This is a genomic window from Actinomadura coerulea (genome assembly GCF_014208105.1).
Classification (GTDB): Bacteria; Actinomycetota; Actinomycetes; order Streptosporangiales; family Streptosporangiaceae; genus Spirillospora; species Spirillospora coerulea.
This window is the reverse complement of sequence record NZ_JACHMQ010000001.1, coordinates 5,063,395-5,083,253: the sequence shown is the minus strand read 5'-3', so window position 1 is coordinate 5,083,253 and position 19,859 is coordinate 5,063,395. Positions and strand designations below refer to the sequence as shown.

At 72.3% G+C, this 19,859-nt stretch carries 20 protein-coding genes; 17 read left to right on the top strand and 3 right to left on the bottom strand.

The genetic code is table 11. The annotated features are described in order from the left end of the window. Positions 1 to 16: 16 nt before the first annotated feature. The 10 genes from BKA00_RS23255 (at position 17) to BKA00_RS23210 (ending at position 11,196) form a co-directional block, all read left to right on the top strand. Positions 17 to 1,075, top strand: coding sequence for a BMP family lipoprotein (locus BKA00_RS23255; protein WP_185028253.1), 1,059 nt, complete (start codon positions 17 to 19; stop codon positions 1,073 to 1,075). 81 nt (positions 1,076 to 1,156) lie between these two features. Further along, positions 1,157 to 2,695: an ABC transporter ATP-binding protein gene (locus BKA00_RS23250; protein WP_185028251.1), complete on the top strand. Its 1,539-nt coding sequence runs from the start codon at positions 1,157 to 1,159 to the stop codon at positions 2,693 to 2,695. Then, positions 2,692 to 4,035, top strand: a complete 1,344-nt coding sequence (locus BKA00_RS23245) for an ABC transporter permease (protein WP_230298907.1) — start codon at positions 2,692 to 2,694, stop codon at positions 4,033 to 4,035. Before BKA00_RS23250 ends, BKA00_RS23245 begins: the two co-directional genes overlap by 4 nt. Further along, positions 4,032 to 5,390: an ABC transporter permease gene (locus BKA00_RS23240; RefSeq protein ID WP_185028249.1), complete on the top strand. Its 1,359-nt coding sequence runs from the start codon at positions 4,032 to 4,034 to the stop codon at positions 5,388 to 5,390. Before BKA00_RS23245 ends, BKA00_RS23240 begins: the two co-directional genes overlap by 4 nt. A gap of 5 nt (positions 5,391 to 5,395) precedes the next feature. Continuing rightward, positions 5,396 to 5,800 carry a cytidine deaminase gene (locus BKA00_RS23235; RefSeq protein ID WP_185028247.1) on the top strand — a complete coding sequence of 135 codons (405 nt, stop codon included), beginning with the start codon at positions 5,396 to 5,398 and terminating at the stop codon, positions 5,798 to 5,800. A gap of 59 nt (positions 5,801 to 5,859) precedes the next feature. Further along, positions 5,860 to 7,134: a thymidine phosphorylase gene (locus BKA00_RS23230; protein ID WP_185028245.1), complete on the top strand. Its 1,275-nt coding sequence runs from the start codon at positions 5,860 to 5,862 to the stop codon at positions 7,132 to 7,134. 87 nt (positions 7,135 to 7,221) lie between these two features. Beyond that, complete coding sequence (locus BKA00_RS23225; RefSeq protein WP_185028243.1) at positions 7,222 to 9,078, top strand: Xaa-Pro dipeptidyl-peptidase; 1,857 nt, start codon at positions 7,222 to 7,224, stop codon at positions 9,076 to 9,078. A 231-nt stretch (positions 9,079 to 9,309) separates the two neighbouring features. Continuing rightward, on the top strand, positions 9,310 to 9,804 hold the full coding sequence (locus BKA00_RS23220; RefSeq protein ID WP_230298906.1) for a hypothetical protein: 495 nt from the start codon (positions 9,310 to 9,312) through the stop codon (positions 9,802 to 9,804). Beyond that, on the top strand, positions 9,776 to 10,642 hold the full coding sequence (locus tag BKA00_RS23215; RefSeq protein ID WP_185028241.1) for an alpha/beta fold hydrolase: 867 nt from the start codon (positions 9,776 to 9,778) through the stop codon (positions 10,640 to 10,642). Before BKA00_RS23220 ends, BKA00_RS23215 begins: the two co-directional genes overlap by 29 nt. A gap of 89 nt (positions 10,643 to 10,731) precedes the next feature. Beyond that, complete coding sequence (locus tag BKA00_RS23210; protein ID WP_230298905.1) at positions 10,732 to 11,196, top strand: class F sortase; 465 nt, start codon at positions 10,732 to 10,734, stop codon at positions 11,194 to 11,196. Between the two features lie 145 nt (positions 11,197 to 11,341). On the opposite strand, the gene BKA00_RS23205 is transcribed toward BKA00_RS23210, so the two are convergent. Next, a complete protein-coding gene (locus tag BKA00_RS23205) occupies positions 11,342 to 11,698 on the bottom strand; it encodes a hypothetical protein (RefSeq protein WP_185028237.1) in 357 nt (118 codons plus the stop codon). A gap of 205 nt (positions 11,699 to 11,903) precedes the next feature. Then, positions 11,904 to 12,668, bottom strand: coding sequence for a TetR/AcrR family transcriptional regulator (locus tag BKA00_RS23200; protein WP_185028235.1), 765 nt, complete (start codon positions 12,666 to 12,668; stop codon positions 11,904 to 11,906). A 121-nt stretch (positions 12,669 to 12,789) separates the two neighbouring features. Between BKA00_RS23200 and BKA00_RS23195 the strand changes: the two genes are divergently transcribed. The 4 genes from BKA00_RS23195 to BKA00_RS23180 all read left to right on the top strand — a co-directional run bounded on the left by BKA00_RS23195 (position 12,790) and on the right by BKA00_RS23180 (position 16,491). After that, complete coding sequence (locus BKA00_RS23195; RefSeq protein WP_185028232.1) at positions 12,790 to 13,773, top strand: ATP-binding cassette domain-containing protein; 984 nt, start codon at positions 12,790 to 12,792, stop codon at positions 13,771 to 13,773. Then, a complete protein-coding gene (locus tag BKA00_RS23190; protein ID WP_185028230.1) occupies positions 13,770 to 14,600 on the top strand; it encodes an ABC transporter permease in 831 nt (276 codons plus the stop codon). The genes BKA00_RS23195 and BKA00_RS23190 overlap by 4 nt, the downstream gene beginning before the upstream one ends. Positions 14,601 to 14,850: 250 nt before the next feature. After that, positions 14,851 to 16,119 (top strand): MFS transporter, encoded by a 1,269-nt coding sequence (locus BKA00_RS23185; protein WP_185028228.1) that lies wholly within the window; start codon positions 14,851 to 14,853, stop codon positions 16,117 to 16,119. Between the two features lie 12 nt (positions 16,120 to 16,131). Beyond that, the gene (locus BKA00_RS23180; protein ID WP_185028226.1) at positions 16,132 to 16,491 is read left to right on the top strand and encodes a cupin domain-containing protein; all 360 of its coding nucleotides are present in this window, start codon (positions 16,132 to 16,134) and stop codon (positions 16,489 to 16,491) included. A 45-nt stretch (positions 16,492 to 16,536) separates the two neighbouring features. Here the strand turns inward: BKA00_RS23180 and BKA00_RS23175 are convergent, their stop codons facing one another. Further along, entirely contained in the window at positions 16,537 to 17,124 is a 588-nt protein-coding gene (locus BKA00_RS23175) for a CGNR zinc finger domain-containing protein (protein WP_185028224.1), read from the bottom strand. A gap of 83 nt (positions 17,125 to 17,207) precedes the next feature. Here BKA00_RS23175 and BKA00_RS23170 point away from each other — a divergent pair, with 83 nt between their 5' ends. From BKA00_RS23170 to BKA00_RS23160, 3 genes are read left to right on the top strand one after another with little or no spacing between them, the layout of a single operon-like run. Then, a complete protein-coding gene (locus BKA00_RS23170; protein WP_185028222.1) occupies positions 17,208 to 18,104 on the top strand; it encodes an alpha/beta fold hydrolase in 897 nt (298 codons plus the stop codon). After that, the gene (locus BKA00_RS23165) at positions 18,082 to 19,173 is read left to right on the top strand and encodes an adenosine deaminase (protein ID WP_185028220.1); all 1,092 of its coding nucleotides are present in this window, start codon (positions 18,082 to 18,084) and stop codon (positions 19,171 to 19,173) included. The genes BKA00_RS23170 and BKA00_RS23165 overlap by 23 nt, the downstream gene beginning before the upstream one ends. Before the next feature lie 7 nt (positions 19,174 to 19,180). Continuing rightward, complete coding sequence (locus tag BKA00_RS23160) at positions 19,181 to 19,846, top strand: PH domain-containing protein (RefSeq protein WP_185028218.1); 666 nt, start codon at positions 19,181 to 19,183, stop codon at positions 19,844 to 19,846. Positions 19,847 to 19,859: the final 13 nt, after the last annotated feature.

Below are 19,859 nucleotides of genomic sequence, written 5' to 3'. Positions count from 1 at the left end.
CGGAAGGAGCGCTACCTTGCGCCGTGGACTGAAGATTACGCTCGTCACCGTGACGGGTGCGGCGCTGACGCTCAGCGCTTCCGCGTGCGGTGGCAAGAAGGCCGACAGCGGTGACGACGGCGGCGACGGCAAGAAGACCCTCAAGATCGGTCTGGCCTTCGACATCGGCGGCCGCGGCGACCAGTCCTTCAACGACTCGGCCGCAGCGGGCCTCGACAAGGCCAAGAAGGACCTGGACGTCAAGACCGAGGAGATCTCCGCCAAGCCGGACGAGCCGGACTCCGACAAGGAGTCGCGCCTGCGGCTGCTGGCCAACAAGGGCTACAACCCGGTGATCGGCGTCGGCTTCGCCTACACGGCCTCGATCAACAAGGTCGCCAAGGACTTCCCGAACACCAAGTTCCTCGTCGTCGACGCCGACCAGTGCAAGGTCGAGGGCGCCAACGTCAGCGGCGCCTGCTTCTCCGAGGAGCAGGGCTCCTACCTGGTCGGCGCCGCGGCCGCGATGAAGTCCAAGACCGGCACGATCGGGTTCATCGGCGGCGTCAACGTGCCGCTGATCAACAAGTTCTTCGCCGGTTACCAGGCGGGCGCGAAGAAGGCCAAGCCGGGCATCAAGGTGCTTCCCGCCAAGTACCTCACGCTGCCCCCGAACTTCAACGGCTTCAAGGACGCCGGCCTCGGCAACGAGGCGGCCAAGGGCCAGCTCGACGAGAACGCCGACGTGATCTACCACGCGGCGGGCGGCGCGGGCATCGGCGTCATCAAGACCGTCGGCGCGGCCAAGAAGTGGGCGATCGGGGTCGACTCCGACCAGTACAACCAGCCCGCGGTCGCCGGGGTGAAGGCCCAGATCCTGACGTCCATGGAGAAGCACGTGGACGTCGCGGTGTACGACTTCGTCGAGAGCGTCGCCAAGGGCACCTTCAAGGCCGGCACCACGCAGTACAACCTGAGCAACGACGGCATCGGGTACGCCACCTCCGGCGGCAACGTCGACGACATCAAGGCCAAGCTCGACGAGCTCAAGGCGGAGATCGTCAGCGGCAAGATCACCGTTCCGACGAAGGCCTGACGCCGCGGCCGGGGCACGGGAGCCCGCTCCCGCGCCCCGGCCGCGTCCTCTCTCACGTTCTAGGCAGGAGGAGGGGCACTCGTGCCTGACCAGGTGCCGGCCGTGCGGCTGACATCGATCACCAAGCGGTTCCCCGGAGTGGTGGCCAACCGCGACATCAACCTCACCATCGAGCGCGGCGAGGTGCACGCGCTCTGCGGTGAGAACGGCGCCGGCAAGTCCACGCTGATGAAGATCCTCTACGGGATGCAGCGGCCGGACGAGGGCACCGTCGAGGTCGACGGCGAGCAGGCGGCCTTCCGGACGCCGGCCGACGCGATCGCCCGCGGCATCGGCATGGTGCACCAGCACTTCAAGCTGGCCGACAACCTCACCGTCCTGGAGAACGTGATCCTCGGCGCCGAGCCCCGCGTCCGGGGCCGGCGGCGCGGCCGGATCGACTTCGCCGCCGCGCGCGCCAAGATCAAGGAGATGTCCCAGGCGTACGGGCTGCGCGTCGACCCCGACGTGCTGGTCGAGACGCTCGGCGTCGGCGAGCGGCAGCGCGTGGAGATCCTCAAGGTGCTCTACCGCGGCGCCCGGGTGCTCATCCTGGACGAGCCGACCGCGGTGCTCGTCCCGCAGGAGGTCGAGGAGCTGTTCGGCAACCTGCGCGAGCTGCGCGCCGAGGGCCTGACCGTCCTGTTCATCTCCCACAAGCTGGACGAGGTGCTGACCGTCGCCGACACGATCTCGGTGATCCGGCGCGGCACGACGGTCGCGACCCGGCTCGACCCGCGTGAGGTGACGTCCCGGCGCCTGGCCGAGCTGATGGTCGGGTCCAAGCTGCCCACCCCGGAGCTGCGCGAGTCCACCGTCACCGAGGACGTCCAGCTGGACGTGGCCGGGCTCACCGTGCTGACCCCCGAGGGCCGTCCCGTGGTGGACGGCGTGTCGCTGCGCATCCGCCGCGGCGAGATCGTCGGGCTGGCCGGCGTCGAGGGCAACGGGCAGACCGAGCTCATCGAAGCGATCATGGGGATCCGCGGGGCCGACGCCGGGACCATCGGCTACGGCGGCGAGGACGTCACCTCGTGGACGACGCGGCGGCGCCGCGAGGCCGGCATCGCCTACATCCCCGAGGACCGGCACCGCCACGGGCTCGTCCTGGAGGGGACGCTCTGGGAGAACCGCATGCTGGGCCACCAGACCCAGCGCCCGAACGTGCGCGGCCCGTGGATCGACCGGCGCGGCGCCCGCCGCGACACCACCCGGATCGTCCAGGCCTACGACGTGCGGACGCCGGGGATCGACGTGCCCGCCGCCGCGCTGTCGGGCGGCAACCAGCAGAAGCTCATCGTCGGGCGGGAGATGTCCGGCGACCCGCGGCTGCTGATCGCGGCGCATCCGACGCGCGGCATCGACGTCGGCGCCCAGGCCGCCATCTGGGAGTACCTGCGGCAGGCCCGCGCGGACGGGCTGGCCGTCCTGCTGATCAGCGCCGATCTTGAGGAACTCATCGGTATGTCCGACACCCTGCACGTGATCCTGCGGGGACGGCTGGTCGCGGAGGTCGATCCGCGGACCGTCACCCCCGAGGAGCTCGGCTCCGCCATGACCGGCGCCGGAGCGCCCGCATGAGCGACGAGCGCAAGGACCTGGACCCGGCGGGCGAGGAGCCCGCGGGCGGCGGTGGACCGGCGGGCGGCGAGCCCGCGGGCGCGAAGCCCCCTGCCGGCGTCCCCGCGCCCCGTCCGGGCGAGGGCCCCGATCCCGGGAAGCGGCCTGCGAAGGCGTCCGGACCGGTGGAGCCGGAGACGGTGCCGTCTTGGAAGGCGATGCTGCGGGGCCTCGGCCCGCGGGGCCTCGGACTGAAGATCGGCGCGCCGGTGCTGGCGCTGCTGATCTCCCTCGGCATCACGATGATCCTGCTGCGGGTCACCGGCGCCGACCCGGTCAGCTCGATCCAGAGCATGATCGACTACGGCACCACCGACAACTCGATCGTCGACATCGTCAACCGCGCCACCCGCTACTACCTGTCGGCCGTGGCCGTGGCGATCGGGTTCCGGATGGCGCTGCTGAACATCGGCGTGGACGGCCAGTACCGGATGGCCGCGTTCCTCGCCGCCGCGCTCGGCGGCGCGCTGACGCTGCCCGCGCCGCTCGGCCAGATGCTGACGATCGCCGCGGCGATGGTGGTCGGCGGGCTGTGGGCGGCGATCGCGGGCCTGCTGAAGGTGACCCGCGGGGTCAGCGAGGTGCTGTCCACGATCATGCTGAACGCGATCGCGACCGGCCTGATCGCCTACCTGCTGAACGACAAGCGGCTCGCCGAGGTGCGGCCGGGCAGCAACAACGTCGCCACGCCGCAGATCCCCGAGTCGGGACGGGTCGGCGGCCTGAACGGCCTGCTGTCCTCGATCGGCATCGACCTGCCGGGCGACGTGTACGGGCTGCTGCCGCTGGCGATCCTGGTCGGCGTCGTGTTCTGGGTCGTCATCAACCACACCAGGTTCGGGTTCGACCTGAAGGTGTCGGGGCTTTCGCCGTCGGCCGCGCAGGCCAGCGGCGTCAACGCCCGCCGCATGATCGTCTACACGATGGTCGCGTCGGGCGTGGTGGCGGGCCTGATCGGCATGCCGGAGCTGCTCGGCGCGTCCTACGAGTACTCGCTGAACTTCCCGGCCGGGCTCGGCTTCACCGGCATCACGGTCGCGCTGCTCGGCCGCAACCATCCGGTCGGCATCGCGCTCGCCGCGCTGCTGTTCGCGTTCCTCGACCAGACCTCCGACGTCCTCCAGGAGGTCGACGTCCCGAAGGAGATCGTCGGGGTCATGCAGGGCGTGGTCGTGCTGACCGTCGTCATCGTGTACGAGCTCGTCCGGCGCTGGGAGATCCGGCTCCAGCAGCGGGCCGTCGCCGCCGAGCTGGCCACCGGCCACGACCTGGCCCGCGAGGCCGCTGGGAGTGCCTCATGAGCTCCGCCACCGAGACGGCCCCCGCCCGGAAGGCCGCGGGCGGCGGCCGCCGGCTGCGCTGGCCGCACTACCTGCTCATCGCGTCCGGCCTGCTGGTGCTGCTGTCGCTGGTCCGGGTCATCGACGACGCCGACCCGGTGACCTCCAGCGGGACGGTCAGCGCCGCGCTGCGCCTCGCCGTGCCGATCTTCCTCGCCGGGCTCGGCGGGCTGTGGTCGGAACGCTCCGGTGTGATCAACATCGGCCTCGAGGGCATGATGATCCTCGGCACCTGGACGGGGGCCTGGGCCGGCTTCCAGTGGGGCCCGTGGATCGGCGTCCTCGCCGGGATCATCGGCGGGGCGCTCGGCGGGCTGCTGCACGCGATCGCGACCGTCTCGTTCGGCGTCGACCACATCGTGTCCGGCGTCGCGATCAACATCCTCGGGCTGGGGCTCACCCAGTTCCTCGCCGGGCTGATCTTCGACAAGGGGGAGGCGAAGGCGCTCGGCGGCGGCCCCCGGCAGTCGCCGCCCGTCGATCCGATCCCGACGCTGACGCTGCCGGTGCTGTCCGGAGGCAAGATCGGCGGCTGGCAGAGCCCCGACTGGCTCGGCTCGCTGGAGCGGCACCACTGGTTCCTGGTGTCGGACCTCGCGGGGATCGTCCGCGGCCTCACCAGCGACATGTCGCTGCTGACGCTCGTGGCGCTGCTGCTCCTCCCGGCCAGCTTCTTCGTGCTGTGGCGGACGGCGTTCGGGCTGCGGATCCGCTCGTGCGGCGAGGACGCGTACGCGGCCGAGTCGCTCGGCGTGCAGGTCTACCGGATGAAGTACGCGGCCGTGATGATCTCGGGCGGTTTCGCGGGCCTGGCGGGCGCGTTCCTCGTCACCGTCGCCGCGCCGATCTACCAGGACGGCCAGACCAACGGCCGCGGGTTCATCGGCCTCGCCGCCATGATCTTCGGCAACTGGCGTCCGGGCGGCCTCGCCGCGGGCTCGCTGCTGTTCGGCTACACCGACGCGATGAACGTGCGCGGCGGCGGCCAGTCGGCGCACGCGCTGCTGCTGTTCGTGGCGATCCTGCTGATCGGCGTCGCGGTCTGGCAGGGCGTGCGCGCGAACCGCCTGCTCCCGCAGGCGGCGCTGGACGCGGCGCACCGCCGCGACATGCGCGGCGCCGTCGTCGGCTCCGCGCTGTCCCTGGTCACGGCCGCCGCGCTGCTCACGTGGTTCCTGCTGAGCGACATCGTCCCCGGCGAGCTGGTCTCCTTCACGCCGCACCTGACGACGCTGCTCGTCCTGGCCCTGGCCAGCCAGCGCCTCCGCATGCCCGCCGCCAACGGGATCCGCTACCGGCGCGGTGAGGCACGATAACTCCCATGGATATCGACTGGGCGGGTCTGCGCGCTGCGGCGCGGGAGGCCATGGAACGTGCCTACTGCCCGTACTCCGGGTTTCCGGTCGGGGCCGCCGCGTTGGTGGACGACGGCCGGGTGATCACCGGGTGCAATGTGGAGAACGCCTCGTACGGCGTCGGGCTGTGCGCGGAGTGCGCGGTCGTTTCGGCGCTGCACGGGCCCGGCAAGTCCGAGCGGCCCCGGCTGGTCGCCATGGCGGTGGTCGACCGGCACGGGAATCCGCTGATGCCGTGCGGGCGCTGCCGGCAGTTGCTGTGGGAGCACGGTGGCGCCCCGATGCTTCTGGAGACGACGCGCGGCATCCTGCCCATGTCGGACGTCCTGCCGGACGCGTTCGGTCCCGACGATCTCGTGGACCGGGTCTGACCCACAAACGCCGGCCGGCGGACCCCGGCCGGCTCTGCTTCACCTTCTGAGAGGATTCCGTGGACGCCACCGATGTCATCCGCGCCAAGCGGGACGGCGGGACGCTGACCCCCGAGCAGATCGACTGGGCGGTCGACGCCTACACGCGGGGCGTGATCGCCGAAGAGCAGATGTCGGCGCTGGCGATGGCGATCCTGCTGAACGGCATGTCGCGGGCGGAGGTGGCCCGGTGGACCGAGGCCATGATCCGGTCCGGTGAGCGGATGGAGTGGTCGGCGCTGGACCGCCCGACCACCGACAAGCACTCCACCGGCGGGGTCGGTGACAAGATCACCCTGCCGCTGGCGCCGCTGGTGGCGGCGTGCGGCGCGGCCGTCCCGCAGCTGTCGGGGCGCGGCCTCGGGCACACCGGCGGGACGCTGGACAAGCTGGAGTCGATCCCGGGCTGGCGGGCGTCGCTGTCGAACGCCGAGATGCTGGACGTGCTGCGGGACGCGGGCGCGGTCGTCTGCGCGGCGGGTGGCGGCCTCGCGCCCGCCGACCGCAAGCTCTACGCGCTGCGGGACGTGACCGGCACGGTGGAGTCGATCCCGCTGATCGCCTCCTCGATCATGTCGAAGAAGATCGCCGAGGGCACGGGCGCGCTGGTGCTGGACGTCAAGGTCGGCTCGGGCGCGTTCATGAAGACGGCGGACCGGGCCCGTGAGCTGGCCGAGACGATGGTCGCGATCGGTGCCGACCACGGGCTGCGCACGGTCGCCCTGCTGACCGCGATGGACCGCCCGCTCGGCAACGCGGTCGGCAACGCCGTCGAGGTGGCCGAGTCGGTGGAGGTGCTCGCCGGGGGAGGCCCGTCCGACGTGGTCGAGCTGACCCTGACGCTGGCGCGGGAGATGCTCGCCGCCGCGGGGGTCTCCGGGCGGGACCCGGCCGACGCGCTGAAGGACGGCTCCGCCATGGACGCCTGGCGCCGCATGATCACCGCGCAGGGCGGCGACCCGGACGCGCCGCTGCCGGCCGCCCGCGAGACCCACGTGGTCACCGCACCGTCCTCGGGCGTGCTGACCCGGCTGGACGCCTACGGGGTGGGCGTCGCGGCGTGGCGTCTCGGCGCCGGGCGGGCCCGCAAGGAGGACCCGGTCTCGTTCGGCGCGGGCGTGATCTGCCATGCCAAGCCGGGCGAGCCGGTCGAGGCGGGCCGCCCGCTGCTGACGCTGCACGCCGACGACGAGGCCAGGTTCGGCCGCGCGCTGGAGGCCCTGGACGGCGCCTTCGACATCGAGGCAGGCGGCACCGCGCCCGCGCTGCCCCTGGTCATCGACCGGATCGCGTGAACCGGCCGGTTTGTTAATAATCACCGTTGACGGGCGTTGTGTCCGCTCTGGAAGCTGATCAGGTTTCTCTCAGCAGCCAAGGAGCGGATGGTGCGACTCTCACTCCTTTCCGCCGCGGCGCTCGCGGGCACGGTCGGCCTCGTGGCCGGCACGGTGCCCGCGTACGCCGACGCGGGACGTCCCCACATCGTGGTGAAGGACGGCAAGACGCAGCCCACGTTCTCGTTCAAGGACGCCATCCGCGAGAAGGTGTTCGTCGAGACGACCGTGGACAGCGACAATGACGGCGAACGCGACCGCGTCTCCGTCTACATCACCCGCCCCAAGGAGACGGGCGGCGGCCTCAAGGTCGCGTCGATCCTCGAGGGCAGCCCCTACTACGCGGGCCTCCAGGACCCGCCGTACCACCCGGCCGACGTCACGGACTACCCGCGCCTCGCGCCGTGGACGCCGCCGCCCGGCCCGCCGGGCCCGACGAGCTACTCGCGGGTCTACTACGACAACTACTTCGTCTCCCGCGGCTATGCCGTCCTCGCGGCCGACACGCTCGGCACGGGCGACTCCGACGGCTGCCCGACCGCCGTCGGACCGAACGAGGCGCAGGGCATGAAGTCGGTCATCGAATGGCTCACCGGCAAGGCGACCGCGTACGACGCCCAGGGCAACAAGATCCGTGCGGGCTGGTCGACCGGGAACGTCGCCATGGCCGGCAAGTCCTACGACGGCACGCTGCCCCTGGCGGCCGCCGCGACCCGCGTGTCCGGCCTCAAGACGGTCGTGTCCATCTCCGGCGTCTCCAACTGGTACGACGAGTACCGCGCCAACGGCGGCGTCGTCGCACCGGACGGCTGGGAGGGCGAGGACCTCGACCTGCACGCCAAGGCCGTGCTGTCCCGCCGCGACCTCGCGGTCTGCGCGCCCGTCATGCACGACCTCGAGAAGAAGATGGACCGGGTCACCGGCGACTACAACCGGACCTGGGACGAGCGGAACTTCGCCAAGTCCGCGCCCCACTTCAAGGCCAGCGTGTTCATGACCAGCGGCCTCGCCGACTGGAACGTCAAGCCGATCCAGATGTCCCTGCTGTGGGACGGGCTGAAGAAGGCGGGCGTCGACCGCAAGCTCTGGATCCACCAGGCCGCGCACGACGAGCCTCTGGACGTCCGCCAGAGCGTGTGGCTCGAATCGCTGAACCTGTGGTTCGCGCATGAGCTCTACAACGTCCGCAACGACATCATGCGCCAGCCCAAGGTCGACCTGGAGCGCACCCCGGGCCAGTGGGAGACGCACAAGGACTGGCCGGAGGCCTCGGCCCGTCCCGTGCCGCTCGGCCTGTCGGCCAAGGGCCTCGGCGAGCGCGGCAACGGTACCCAGCAGCTTGTGGACGACCCGTCCCGCAAGGCCGAGGAGCTGGCCGCGAACCCGGACGCGGCGGACCCGAACCGCCTGGTCTACCTCACGCCGAAGCTGACCAGGGCCATGCGGCTCAGCGGCACGGCGCGGATCAAGCTGCGCGCCTCCGTCGACGGACGCTCGCCGTACCTGTCGGCCCTCCTGGTCGACTACGGCTCCGACGAGCGCGTCTCCGGCTTCGGCCCGACGTCCGACCGGTGGTGCTACGGCGACTCGATCCCCGGCGACGAGGGCTGCCGGACCGTCCGCAGGTACACCACCGCCGTCACCCCGTTCAAGATCGTGACGCGCGGCTGGACGGATGTGCGCAACCGCGAGTCGATCTGGCGCAGCACCCCGGTGAAGCCCGGCAAGGACTACACGTTCAGCTGGCCCATGCAGCCGTACGACTACGTCTTCAAGCCCGGCCACCGGATCGGCCTCATGGTGCTGGCCACCGACCACGCCTACACGCTCCGCTACCCGGCGGGCACCAAGGTCAAGGTCGACCTGCGCGGCAGCACCCTGACCCTGCCCCTCACCAACGGCTGACCCGGCAGGGCGCCGGCCCGCCCCTGCGGGCCGTCCTGCGGGGTGACCGTTGAAGAGCAGCGCCCGGACCGCCGACCCGGCGTTCCGGGCGCGCGCTTTGTTCGCCGTGGCGTTGCGAAGGCTCCGGGAACGCGGTCGGCCAGGTCTTCACCATCGCCGCCCGGTAGCGCCGGGCACCGGCGTGGAGAGCTACTTGACGCAGATGCGCAAGTACTTGCTATCGTTCGTCAAGTGACGACCACGGAAGACCACGTCGAATTCGTGGCCGAGCTGGTCCGGATGCTGGAGACGCGGATCCTCGACCCCCTGGAGATCCTCCTGGCCTCCGACGAGCCGCTCGGCCCGATCAGGGACCGGCTGCGCGTCGAGGCCGAGGTCTGGGCGGCACAGCTGCTCGGCCCCGACCGGGAGCGGGCCACGCTGACCGCCGCCCGGCTCATCGGGGTGCTGTTCCCCGGCGACGGCCCCTTCGACCCGCCCGCCTCGTGGTGGCGTACCGCGCTGGGGCGGGCGGTGGCCCGCACGGCCGCCCATCCCGCCGCGGCCGTCTCGTTCTCCACGGCGGGGGCGATGCTCGGCATCACCCGGCAAGGCGTCCACGACCTGGTGAGACGCGGCAAGCTCGACCGGGATCCGGACGGCGGCGTCACCACCTCCTCCATCCGCGAACGGCTCGACCGACCCCAGGAGAGCATCCGTGCCACCGCGAGAAGTGATCATCGATGACCGTCCCGTCCGCCTGGCGGTCCGCGACCACGGCGGGGGCGGCTCTCCCGTGCTGCTGCTCCACGGCCTGGGCGGCACCCTCCTGCACTGGGACGCGGTCGCGCCCCTGCTGACCGGTGCGCACCGGGTCGTCGCGATGGACCTGCGCGGCCACGGGCTGTCCGGCGACGGGCCGTGGGAGTGGGAGGCCGTCCTGGACGACGTGCAGGCGGTCGTCGACCACTTCGGCCTGACCGCTCCGCTCGTGGTCGGCCATTCCCTCGGCGGCATGGTCGCGGTGCGGTGGGCCCTGCGCCACCCGGACGGTCCCGGGATCGTCAACATCGACGGCCTGCGCTCGGCCGAGACCGCCCCGCGGCACTACGCGGGCATCGGCCATGACGAACTGGCCCCGCTGCTGGCGGAGCTCAAGGCGCTCTTCGACGCCCAGGCCGAGGCGATGGCCCGGCCGCTGCCCGAGGCCCACGCCGCGATGCTTCCCCAGCGGGCGCTGCGCACCACCGATGAGGGCGTCTACGCGCGGCCGGACGCGGAGCTGGCCAGGCAGATCAGGTACGACCCGTACTTCCAGGACAGCGTCGCGGCGGTGGCCGGCATCCGCTGCCCCGCCCTGTTCGTCCTGGCGACCGAGAACCTGCCCGGCCTGCCGGGCCGCGTCGGCGACCTCATGCCGGCGCAGCGCGCGGGGATCCGACGCGACCTGCTGGCCCTCACCGCCGATCGGCCGCACCTGCGCGTGCTCGAAGTGGCGGGCAGCCACGCCGTGGTCGCCGAACAGCCCGAGCGGATCGCCCAGGCCGTGCTGGGATGCGGCGGCCACCACGCGAACCTTTCCTAGATTGCCGGGCGGGCGCATCGCCGGCCATTGAGGAAAAGGGCCCGCCCGCGTGGGCCGCGACCACGCGGGCGGTCGACCGGCACGGGCCGGTGCTGGGCCGCTCCCTGCCCGTCGGGGTGTCCATCCCGTCCATCGGGGTGCGGGCGCCGCTGGTCCGCCTCGGCCTCCGGGCCGGGGGCGAGGTGCAGGTCCCCCCGGCCGGCCGGCCGGGGGAGGCCGGCTGGTACCAGGGCGGGCCCGCCCCCGGCGAGCGCGGCGCGGCGGTCGTCCTCGGCCATGTCGACTCCGCGAAGGGCGCGGCGGTCTTCTACGACCTGGGCCGCCTGAGGCCCGGGAACCGCGTCGAGGTGAGCCGCGCGGACGGCAGGGTCGCCGTGTTCACCGTCGAGTCCGTCGAGCGCGTCCCGAAGGGCCGCTTCCCCACCGCGCGCGTCTACGGCCCGCTCGACCATCCCGCGCTCCGCCTGGTCACCTGCGGCGGCGCCTTCGACCGGGCCGAGCGGGGCTACCGCGACAACGTCATCGTCTACGCCGCCGAGACGGCGGTCCGGTAGCCCACCGGATCACCGTCCTCGTCGGCTGCGGCGCCCGGTGACACCTGGCCGGGCTGGACGCCGTCATCGCCGTTCAGGGGGAGGACAGGCGCCGGCGACCCCGGGCACCGGCCCCTCCTGCGAGGCGGGCCCCCGGGGTGCGAGCTCACGCCTGGATCAGGGTGCCGGAGGTCTGGAACGCGGTGGTCAGGATCCGGCCGACCTCGTCGAGTTTCCTCCGCAGCTTGACGGCGCCGGTGGCACCACCGGACAGACCGGTCGTCGCGAGCCCGAGCTCGACGACCACGCTTCCGTCAGGCTGCGGCCTGAGCAGCAGGTGGTACTTGTAGTGCGTGGCGAAGGCACCGAGGAGCATCGCCTTGGCGCGGGTCCCCTTCTCGACGATGCCTTGACCGGCGTTCTCCCACGTGAAACGAAAGCCCTCGGGCGAAAGAGCGGCCTCCACGATGGCGCGGACCTGGTCGGGGGCACCGGACACCCTAAGGCTGACGGAATTGGCCATGGTTCTCCTTGGTCGAGTGGGGATCTGGGGGGACCGACGCTGCCGATCCCCCCGACAAGAGACGTCCGTCCATTTCTCAAGTACGCAAGCCGCTGAGCTGCCCGATCAGTGAATTCCCCGTACTGAGCGCCCTCTGACCGGCCAGCGGCCGATCCGGCGCGCTCCCGGCCCGGCGTGTGGATCATCGAGGCCGGGGCGGCCTGCGTCACCCGGTGTGCTCGTCGATGAGGCGGGCGAAGCCGTCGTGGAGGCGGGTCAGGCCGAAGTCGAAGAGCTGCTCGAACGAGAAGTCGAAGGCGTCGTCGGAGAGGGCGGCCATGGTGGGGTAGCCGCCGCCGGTGAGCGCCGCCACCAGGGTCGGCGCCTGGGCCTCCCAGAACTCCTGGTTGCTGACGCCGGTCCGCGCCTCCGCGCGGCGTTCGTTGATGTAGCGGCGTGCTATGCCCTCCACGTAGTCGACCTGAGTGCTGATCATCATGAGCAGGTTCCGGTCGCTCAGGCCCAGCGGGCGCAGCAGGCCGAGGAGCCGGTCGAGGCCGCGCAGGCCGTTCGGGCCGAGGAGGGGCCGGCTCTGGTCCACGAACGGGTACCAGGGATGGTCCAGGCACATCCGCCAGTGGTGGCGGGCTTCGGCCGTCAGGATCTCGCGCCAGCTCCGCCCGTCTTCCCGCCCGCCCTCCTCGGGGACGTCGATGACGTGGTCGAGCATCAGGTCCAGCAGTTCGCTCTTGCCGGGGACGTAGCGGTAGAGCGACATCGTCCCGACCCCGAGGCGGGTGGCGATGGAGCGCATCGACAGCGCGTCGAGCCCCTGGGACCGGGAGAGCTCGTCGGCGACCTCGACGGCCGCGGCGACGACCCGGTCAAGGCTGAGCGCGGCCGGGCGGCCCCGGGACGGGCGGGTCTGGTCGCCCCACAGCAGCTCCAGGCTCCGCCCGAGGTCGCGCCCGTCGCCGTGCTCCGTCGTCATGGATCTTCCGCTCTCCTTCGGCTGCACCCTGACGCTACAACCCCGCCGCGGGCTCGGGGACCGCGACTTTGCGTATGTTGTACTCTAATTCGCGTATGGCATACGCAAAATGGGAGGCGGCATGTCGGAGGAGGCGATCCTCGCCGAGGGGATCCACAAGGTGTACGGGGAGAGACGGGCGCTCGACGGCTTCGACCTCGCGGTGCCGACGGGCATGGTCTACGGCCTGCTCGGCCCGAACGGCGCTGGGAAGTCCACCGCCGTCCGCATCCTGGCCACACTCGTCCGGATGGACGGCGGCCGGGCGCGGGTGGTCGGCCTGGACGTCGCCGCGCAGGCCAAGCAGGTGCGCCGGCGTATCGGGCTGGCCGGGCAGCACGCCGCGCTGGACGAGGTCCTCACGGGCCGGCAGAACCTGCGCATGTTCGGCCGGCTGTTCCATCTCGGCGCCCGACGCGCGGCCGAGCGCGCGGAGGAGTTGCTGGAGCGGTTCGACCTGGTGGACGCCGCGGACAAGGGCGTGAAGGGGTACAGCGGCGGGATGCGCCGCCGTCTCGACCTGGCGGCCAGCATGATCCTGGCGCCGGACGTCCTGTTCCTGGACGAGCCCACCACGGGCCTCGACCCCCGCGGCCGGAACGAGGTGTGGGGCTCGGTCCGGGCGCTGGTCGAGCAGGGCACGACCGTCCTGCTGACGACGCAGTACCTGGAGGAGGCCGACCGGCTCGCCGGGCGCATCGCCGTTCTCGACCGGGGCCGGGTCATCGCGGACGGCCCGCCCGGCTCGCTGAAGCGGTTGATCGGCGGCGACCGGATCGAGGTCGTGGTGCGCGATCCCGCCACCCTTGCCGCGGCCGCGGCCGTCGTCGCCCGCGTCGCGTCCGCGGAACCGCGGGTCGAAGCGGACGCGGCGCGGGTGCACGCGCCCGTCGCCGACCGGGTGGCCGCGCTGACCGAGGTCGCCCGCTCGCTACAGGACGACGGCATCGCCGTGGAGGACATCGGCCTTCGGCGCCCGACCCTGGACGAGGTGTTCCTGCGCCTCACCGGGCAGCCAGCCGAGGACGCGAAGGCCGAGGACGCGAAGGCGGAGGTGGAGGCATGAGCGCCGCCGGCGGAACCGCTGCCGAGGAGGGCCCCGGCGCGCGGCTCCACTGGGCCGTCGCGGACTGCTGGACGATCGTCCTGCGGGGCCTGACCCACTACGTCCGGCAGCCGAGCAGCATCGCATGGCAGCTGGGGTTCCCGATCGTCTCGGTGCTGCTGTTCGGCTACGTCTTCGGCAGCGCGATGTCGGTGCCCGGGGGAGGCGACTACCGCGAGTTCCTGATGCCGGGCATGTTCGGGATGACGATGGCGATGGGGTTCATGAACACCGCGTACGTCGTCGTCCACGACAGCGCGCGCGGCGTCACCGACAGGTTCCGGTCCATGCCGATGGCGCCGTCGGCGGTCGTCACGGGACGCGGCGTCGGCGATCTGATCGCCGCGACGCTCGACCTCCTCGTGCTGGCGCTGACCGCGCTGGCGATCGGCTGGCGCTCCAGCGGCGGCCTGCTCGGCACTCTCGCCGCGTTCGGCCTGTTCTTGCTGCTGCGCTTCGCTCTGATCTGGATCGGTGTGCTGCTGGGGCTGCTGGTACCCAACGAGGAGGCGGCCGGAAGCCTCTTCGCGGTGGCGTTCCCGTTCGCGATGATCTCCAGCGCGTTCGTTGCGCCGTCCCTCATGCCGGACTGGCTGGGCGCGGTCGCGCGGTGGAACCCGGTGTCGGCGACGGTGACCGCGTCCCGCGAGCTGTTCGGCAACCCGGCCGCCGTCGGGGCCACCTGGGTCGAGCAGCACGCCCTGCTGATGGCGATCATCTGGCCGATCGTGCTCACGGTGGTGTTCCTGCCGCTCTCGGTCCGCCGCTACCAGCGCCTCAGCCGCTGAGGCGGTCCGCCCAGAGCCCGGCGTCCGGGGGAGGTGCGGCGGGGGCGTGGCGGGGGTGTGGGCAACGGTGAGGCGCTTGCGGAGCCGCGCGAGAGGCGGGGTGCCGGGCGCCCTGGCCGCGTTGGGCTCCCCGCCACGCCGGCGGTGACAACCTTCGGTTGTGAGGCCGCCCGCCGGTTGTTTGATCGGTTGCCCTGCCTCCCGCTTAGATCCCCTTGGCCGACGAGGGCATGGTGAGGGGTGCGGGGGCATGGGGGCAAGCCGGTCACTGGGACGGCCGTTCGGGTGGCTCTGGACGGCCTACGCGGTCAGCGCGTTCGGGACGTGGCTCGCCTTCGACGCGTTCCCCCTGATCGCGATCACCGTGCTGCACGCCGGACCGGCCCGGGTGTCGGCGCTGGCCGCCGCGGGCCTGCTGGTCGGGGCGGCGGTGGCGGTGCCGCTCGGCCCGTGGGTGGAGTTCCGCCGCAAGCGGCCCGTGATGATCGCGATGGACCTGGTCCGGTGCGCGGCGCTGCTGAGCCTGCCCGCCGCGTTCCTGCTAGGCGGGCTCGGTTTCGCCCAGTTGCTGGTCGTGTCGGTCGTCGTCGCCGCGGCCGACATCGCCTTCACCGCGGCGAGCGGGGCCTGCCTGAAGACGCTCGTCCGGCCGGACGACCTGCTCGCCGCGAACGGGCGGCTGGAGTCCACGAGCTGGACCGCCACCATGCTCGGGCCGCCGCTCGGCGGGGCCGCGATCGGGCTGTTCGGCCCGCTGGTCACCGTGGCGGCCAACGCGGTCAGCTTCCTGCTGTCGGCGGCGGGGATCCGCGCGATCGGCGGGACGGAGCCGCGCCCGGTCCGGAGCGGGGGCGCCGGTCTCCGGACCGGGGACCTGCTCGAAGGGTGGCGGCACATCCTCACCAGCCCGGCGCTGCGCCCGCTGTTCCTCAACCAGATCCTGGTCGGCGGGCTGATCATGGCGACCGCGCCGGTGCTGGCCGTCCTGATGCTCGGCGACCTCGGCTTCGCGCCGTGGCAGTACGCGCTGGCGTTCGCCGCCCCGTGCGTGGGCGGGCTCCTGGGTTCGCGGCTGGCGCGGCCGCTGGCCGCGCGGTTCGGACGGCCCCGGATCATGCTCGTCTCCGGGACGCTGCGCGCGTGCTGGCTGCTCGGGCTGGCCTTCGTCCGCCCGGGCGTCGCCGGGCTGGTGCTCGTCATCGGGGTCGAACTCGGACTGATCACCTGCATGGGGGTGTTCAACCCGCTGTACGCCACCTGCCGGCTGGAGTGGACGCCGCCCGACCGCGTCGCCCGCGTGCTGTCGGCGTGGTCGGTGACGAGCAAGCTGACGATCGCGGCCATGACGGGCCTGTGGGGCGTGCTGGCCGGGCTCACCGGCCCCCGCACCGCCGTCGCGGTCGCGGGCGTGCTGTCCCTGGCGACCCCGGCGCTGCTGGTCCGCGGTCGCCGCGCAATGCCCGGTTCGGATGTCTTGACGCAGGTCAGTGCCGGTGCGAGCGTGAAAGTGAGGGAGTAAGGGGGAACCATCATGACGGAGATCAAGAGCATCGAGAAGCCGGACGATCGGCGGGACTTCCCCAGGGGGCACCTTGAGATCGTCAACCTCAGCGGCCTCGTCTTCGCGAAGGCGACGTTCGAGCCCGGATGGCGCTGGACGGAGTCGGTGAAGGACCTCGCGGGCACCGACCTGTGCGAGGTTTACCACAACGGCTACGTCGCCGAGGGGCGGATGCGCATCCTCACGCGGGACGGCGCCGAGCAGGAGGTCGGCCCCGGTGACGTCTTCGTCCTTCCGCCCGGCCACGACGCATGGATCGTCGGGGACGAGCCCTGCGTCGTGTTCGACTTCGCGGGCGGCATGGGCGAGTACGCGAAGGCCGGTCACTGAGCGTCCGGTGAGGCGGGGGCGCTCGTGCGCCTCCGCCTCGGCATGTCAGGAGGACGCGCGGCCGGTGTCCGCGGGCCTGTGCCGCCGGTAGTGGCGCGCCACGCGGACGCGGTTGCCGCAGCGGGCGGCCGAGCACCACCGGCGGCGTGGGTGGGCGGGCAGGAAGAGCATCACGCAGTCGTCGGCCTCGCATTCACGGACCGTGGTGACCGCCGGGTCGGCGAGCAGGTCGGCGGCGGCCTCGGCCAGCCACGCCGCCGGCCGCAGGCCGGGCGGGCCGGCGCGGCGGCGGGCCGCGAGCAGGCTCCGGCCGTTCCAGGTCAGCTCGGTGACGGCGGGGGCGGCGAGCTGGGCCCGGCCGAGGGCCTCCAGGTCGTCCGCCGAGGGCGGCCCGCCGCGGCGGACGCGGTCGAGCGCCCGAGCCGTGTGCTCGCGGACGTGCCGGACGGCATCCAGCGACCCGGGCGCCGCGTCCGCGGCGGCGAACGCCCGCGCCTCGTCGAACCGGTCGGCCTGGAGGCGCAGCCAGGCGCGCAGATCGTCCGGCGTGGACAGCAGGTCGGCGCCCGCGGGGCGCGTGTTGACCAGGTCCAGGGCCGGCGGCTCACCGATCAGCGGGCTCGGATCGTCCATGCCCTAACGGTACATCGAAGGGTTGACCCGTTAGGCGGGCATCGCTATACCTAATGCATCATCCGCATTGAAAGGCATTAGTGATGCTCTCGACCGCCGCTACCGTCCACCGCTACGCCGACGTGCAGGGAGTCCGCGTCTTCTACCGCGAGTCCCTCCCCGAGCGGGAGGACGCGCCCGTCCTGCTGCTGCTGCACGGCTTCCCGTCCGCGTCGCACCAGTTCCGCCGGCTCATCGACCTCCTCGGCGCCCGCTACCGGCTGATCGCCCCGGACTACCCCGGCTTCGGCCACACGCGTGCGCCGGACGACTTCGTCTACGGCTTCGACGGGCTCGCCGACGTCGTGGAGGGCTTCGTGGAGCGGCTCGGGCTCACCCGTTTCGCCATGTACGTGTTCGACTTCGGGGCCCCGGTCGGCTTCCGGCTGGCCGAGCGGCACCCCGAACGGATCGCGGGCCTGGTCGTCCAGAACGGCAACGCCTACGACGAGGGCCTCTCGGACGGCGCCCGCGAGTTCATCGCCCTGCGTCCCGGCGCGCCGGGGGCGGAGGAGACCGTCCGCGGCCTGCTGACCCTGGACGGCACCCGCGGCCAGTACGAGGCGGGGGTCGCCCGCCCCGAATCGATCGCCCCGGACGGGTGGACCCTCGACCAGCACTTCCTCGACCTGCCGGGACGCAAGGAGGCGCAGGTCGCGCTGGCCTTCGACTACAGGTCCAACGTCGAGCGCTACGGCCGCTGGCAGGCCTGGCTGCGCGAGCACCTCCCGCCGACCCTCATCGTCTGGGGCGGCGGCGATCCGTTCTTCCCCGCGCCCGGTGCCCGCGCGTACCTGCGGGACGTCCCGGACGCCGAACTCCACCTGTTCGACACGGGCCACTTCGCCCTGGAAACGCACCTCCACGAGATCGCCCCGCTCGTCGCCGCGTTCCTCGACCGCCGGGTAGGTTCGGGGAATGAACGATCGGCCTACTCTTGAGGACATCCGCCGCGCGCCGAAGGTGCTGCTGCACGACCACCTGGACGGCGGCCTGCGGCCCGCCACCATCGTGGACCTGGCGCGGGAGACCGGGTACGGGGACCTGCCCACGACCGACGCGGACGCCCTGCGGACATGGTTCGAGGAGGCGTCCAACTCCGGATCGCTCGAACGGTACCTGGAGACGTTCTCCCACACCGTCGGGGTGATGCAGACCGTCGAGGCGCTCACCCGGGTGGCGTACGAGTGCGCCGAGGACCTCGCGAACGACGGGATCGTCTACGCGGAGGTCCGGTACGCGCCCGAGCAGCACCTGCGCGAGGGGCTGTCGCTGGAGCAGGTCGTCGAGGCCGTCCTGGACGGCTTCGCGCGCGGCCGCGAGGACTTCGGCATCCGCGTCGGGACGCTCGTCACCGCGATGCGCCACCAGGCGCGCAGCATGGAGATCGCGGAGCTGGCCGTGCGGTACCGGGACGCGGGCGTCGTCGGGTTCGACATCGCGGGCGCCGAGGCCGGGTACCCGCCGACCCGGCACCTGGACGCGTTCGAGTACCTGCAGCGCGAGAACGCGCACTTCACGATCCACGCGGGCGAGGGGTTCGGGCTGCCGTCGATCTGGCAGGCGATCCAGTGGTGCGGCGCCGACCGGCTCGGGCACGGCGTGCGGATCATCGACGACATCGAGGTGGAGGGCGGCGAGGCGCGGCTCGGCCGGCTCGCGGACTACGTGCGCGACAAGCGGATCCCGCTGGAGATGTGCCCGACCTCCAACATCCAGACGGGCGCGGCGAAGTCGATCGCCGAGCACCCGATCGGGCTGCTGCGGCGGCTGAGCTTCCGGGTCACGGTCAACACCGACAACCGGCTGATGAGCGGCACGACGCTGTCGGAGGAGTTCGCCAAGCTCGCCGACGCGTTCGGCTACGGATGGGACGATCTTCAGTGGTTCACGGTGAACGCGATGAAGTCGGCGTTCGCGCCGTTCAACGAGCGGCTCGAACTGATCAACGGGGTCATCAAGCCCGGTTTCGCGCAGCTCAAGTGGAGCGGCGCCCGGCCCCTGGCATGATCGAGCCATGACCATTCGCTCCACCGGCGGGCGCGTCGCCGCGTACGCGTGGCTGGTGTTCGCCGCCCTCAACCTCGTCGACCTGTTCGTCGGCATCACCGGCGATCCCGACTACTCGCTGACGACGGTGACGATCGCGTTCCTGCTGCTGCTCGGCTGCGGGATCGCCTACTCGGTCGGGCTGCGGCCGCTGATCGCCGGCGGCGAGGACGGAATCACGATCCGCAACCCGCTGCGGGACGTCCGGGCGCCGTGGGGCGCGGTCCGCCGGATCGAGGGCAAGAACGCGCTGACGGTGGTGTTCGCCGGCCCTGACGGGACGGACCTGGAGACCCGGGCGTGGGTGCTGCAGACCTCGCCCCGGGCGCAGGCCAAGGCGGAGGCCCGCGCGGAGAAGGAGGCCCGCAAGGGCAAGGGCAAGGGCCAGGCCCAGGGCCTCGACCTGCGGGGACGGACGCCGACCGCGTACGCGGCCCAGCAGCTGAACGAGATGAAGGAGCGGCAGCGCCCCAAGGCCCGGTCGGGCGCGCCGGACAAGGCGGCCAAGGCCAAGGCGGAGGAGGGGGACGGGGCCGCCAGGGGGACGGTGAGGTGGTCCGTTCCCGCGGTGGCCTCGCTGGCCGTCCCGCTGGCGGTGGTCGTCGCCCTCCTGATCGTGGGCGCGGTGACCTGAGCGGCGTCCCGGT

What these genes read in the sequence shown, in the direction of transcription:
- BKA00_RS23245 (WP_230298907.1), top strand. Translation starts at nt 2,692, where the DNA reads ATGAGCGACGAGCGCAAGGACCTGGACCCGGCGGGCGAGGAGCCCGCG.
- BKA00_RS23240 (WP_185028249.1), top strand. Translation starts at nt 4,032, where the DNA reads ATGAGCTCCGCCACCGAGACGGCCCCCGCCCGGAAGGCCGCGGGCGGC.
- BKA00_RS23235 (WP_185028247.1), top strand. Translation starts at nt 5,396, where the DNA reads ATGGATATCGACTGGGCGGGTCTGCGCGCTGCGGCGCGGGAGGCCATG.
- BKA00_RS23225 (WP_185028243.1), top strand. Translation starts at nt 7,222, where the DNA reads ATGGTGCGACTCTCACTCCTTTCCGCCGCGGCGCTCGCGGGCACGGTC.
- BKA00_RS23205 (WP_185028237.1), bottom strand. Translation starts at nt 11,698, where the DNA reads ATGGCCAATTCCGTCAGCCTTAGGGTGTCCGGTGCCCCCGACCAGGTC.
- BKA00_RS23200 (WP_185028235.1), bottom strand. Translation starts at nt 12,668, where the DNA reads ATGACGACGGAGCACGGCGACGGGCGCGACCTCGGGCGGAGCCTGGAG.
- BKA00_RS23195 (WP_185028232.1), top strand. Translation starts at nt 12,790, where the DNA reads ATGTCGGAGGAGGCGATCCTCGCCGAGGGGATCCACAAGGTGTACGGG.
- BKA00_RS23190 (WP_185028230.1), top strand. Translation starts at nt 13,770, where the DNA reads ATGAGCGCCGCCGGCGGAACCGCTGCCGAGGAGGGCCCCGGCGCGCGG.
- BKA00_RS23185 (WP_185028228.1), top strand. Translation starts at nt 14,851, where the DNA reads ATGGGGGCAAGCCGGTCACTGGGACGGCCGTTCGGGTGGCTCTGGACG.
- BKA00_RS23180 (WP_185028226.1), top strand. Translation starts at nt 16,132, where the DNA reads ATGACGGAGATCAAGAGCATCGAGAAGCCGGACGATCGGCGGGACTTC.
- BKA00_RS23175 (WP_185028224.1), bottom strand. Translation starts at nt 17,124, where the DNA reads ATGGACGATCCGAGCCCGCTGATCGGTGAGCCGCCGGCCCTGGACCTG.
- BKA00_RS23170 (WP_185028222.1), top strand. Translation starts at nt 17,208, where the DNA reads ATGCTCTCGACCGCCGCTACCGTCCACCGCTACGCCGACGTGCAGGGA.
- BKA00_RS23165 (WP_185028220.1), top strand. Translation starts at nt 18,082, where the DNA reads ATGAACGATCGGCCTACTCTTGAGGACATCCGCCGCGCGCCGAAGGTG.
- BKA00_RS23160 (WP_185028218.1), top strand. Translation starts at nt 19,181, where the DNA reads ATGACCATTCGCTCCACCGGCGGGCGCGTCGCCGCGTACGCGTGGCTG.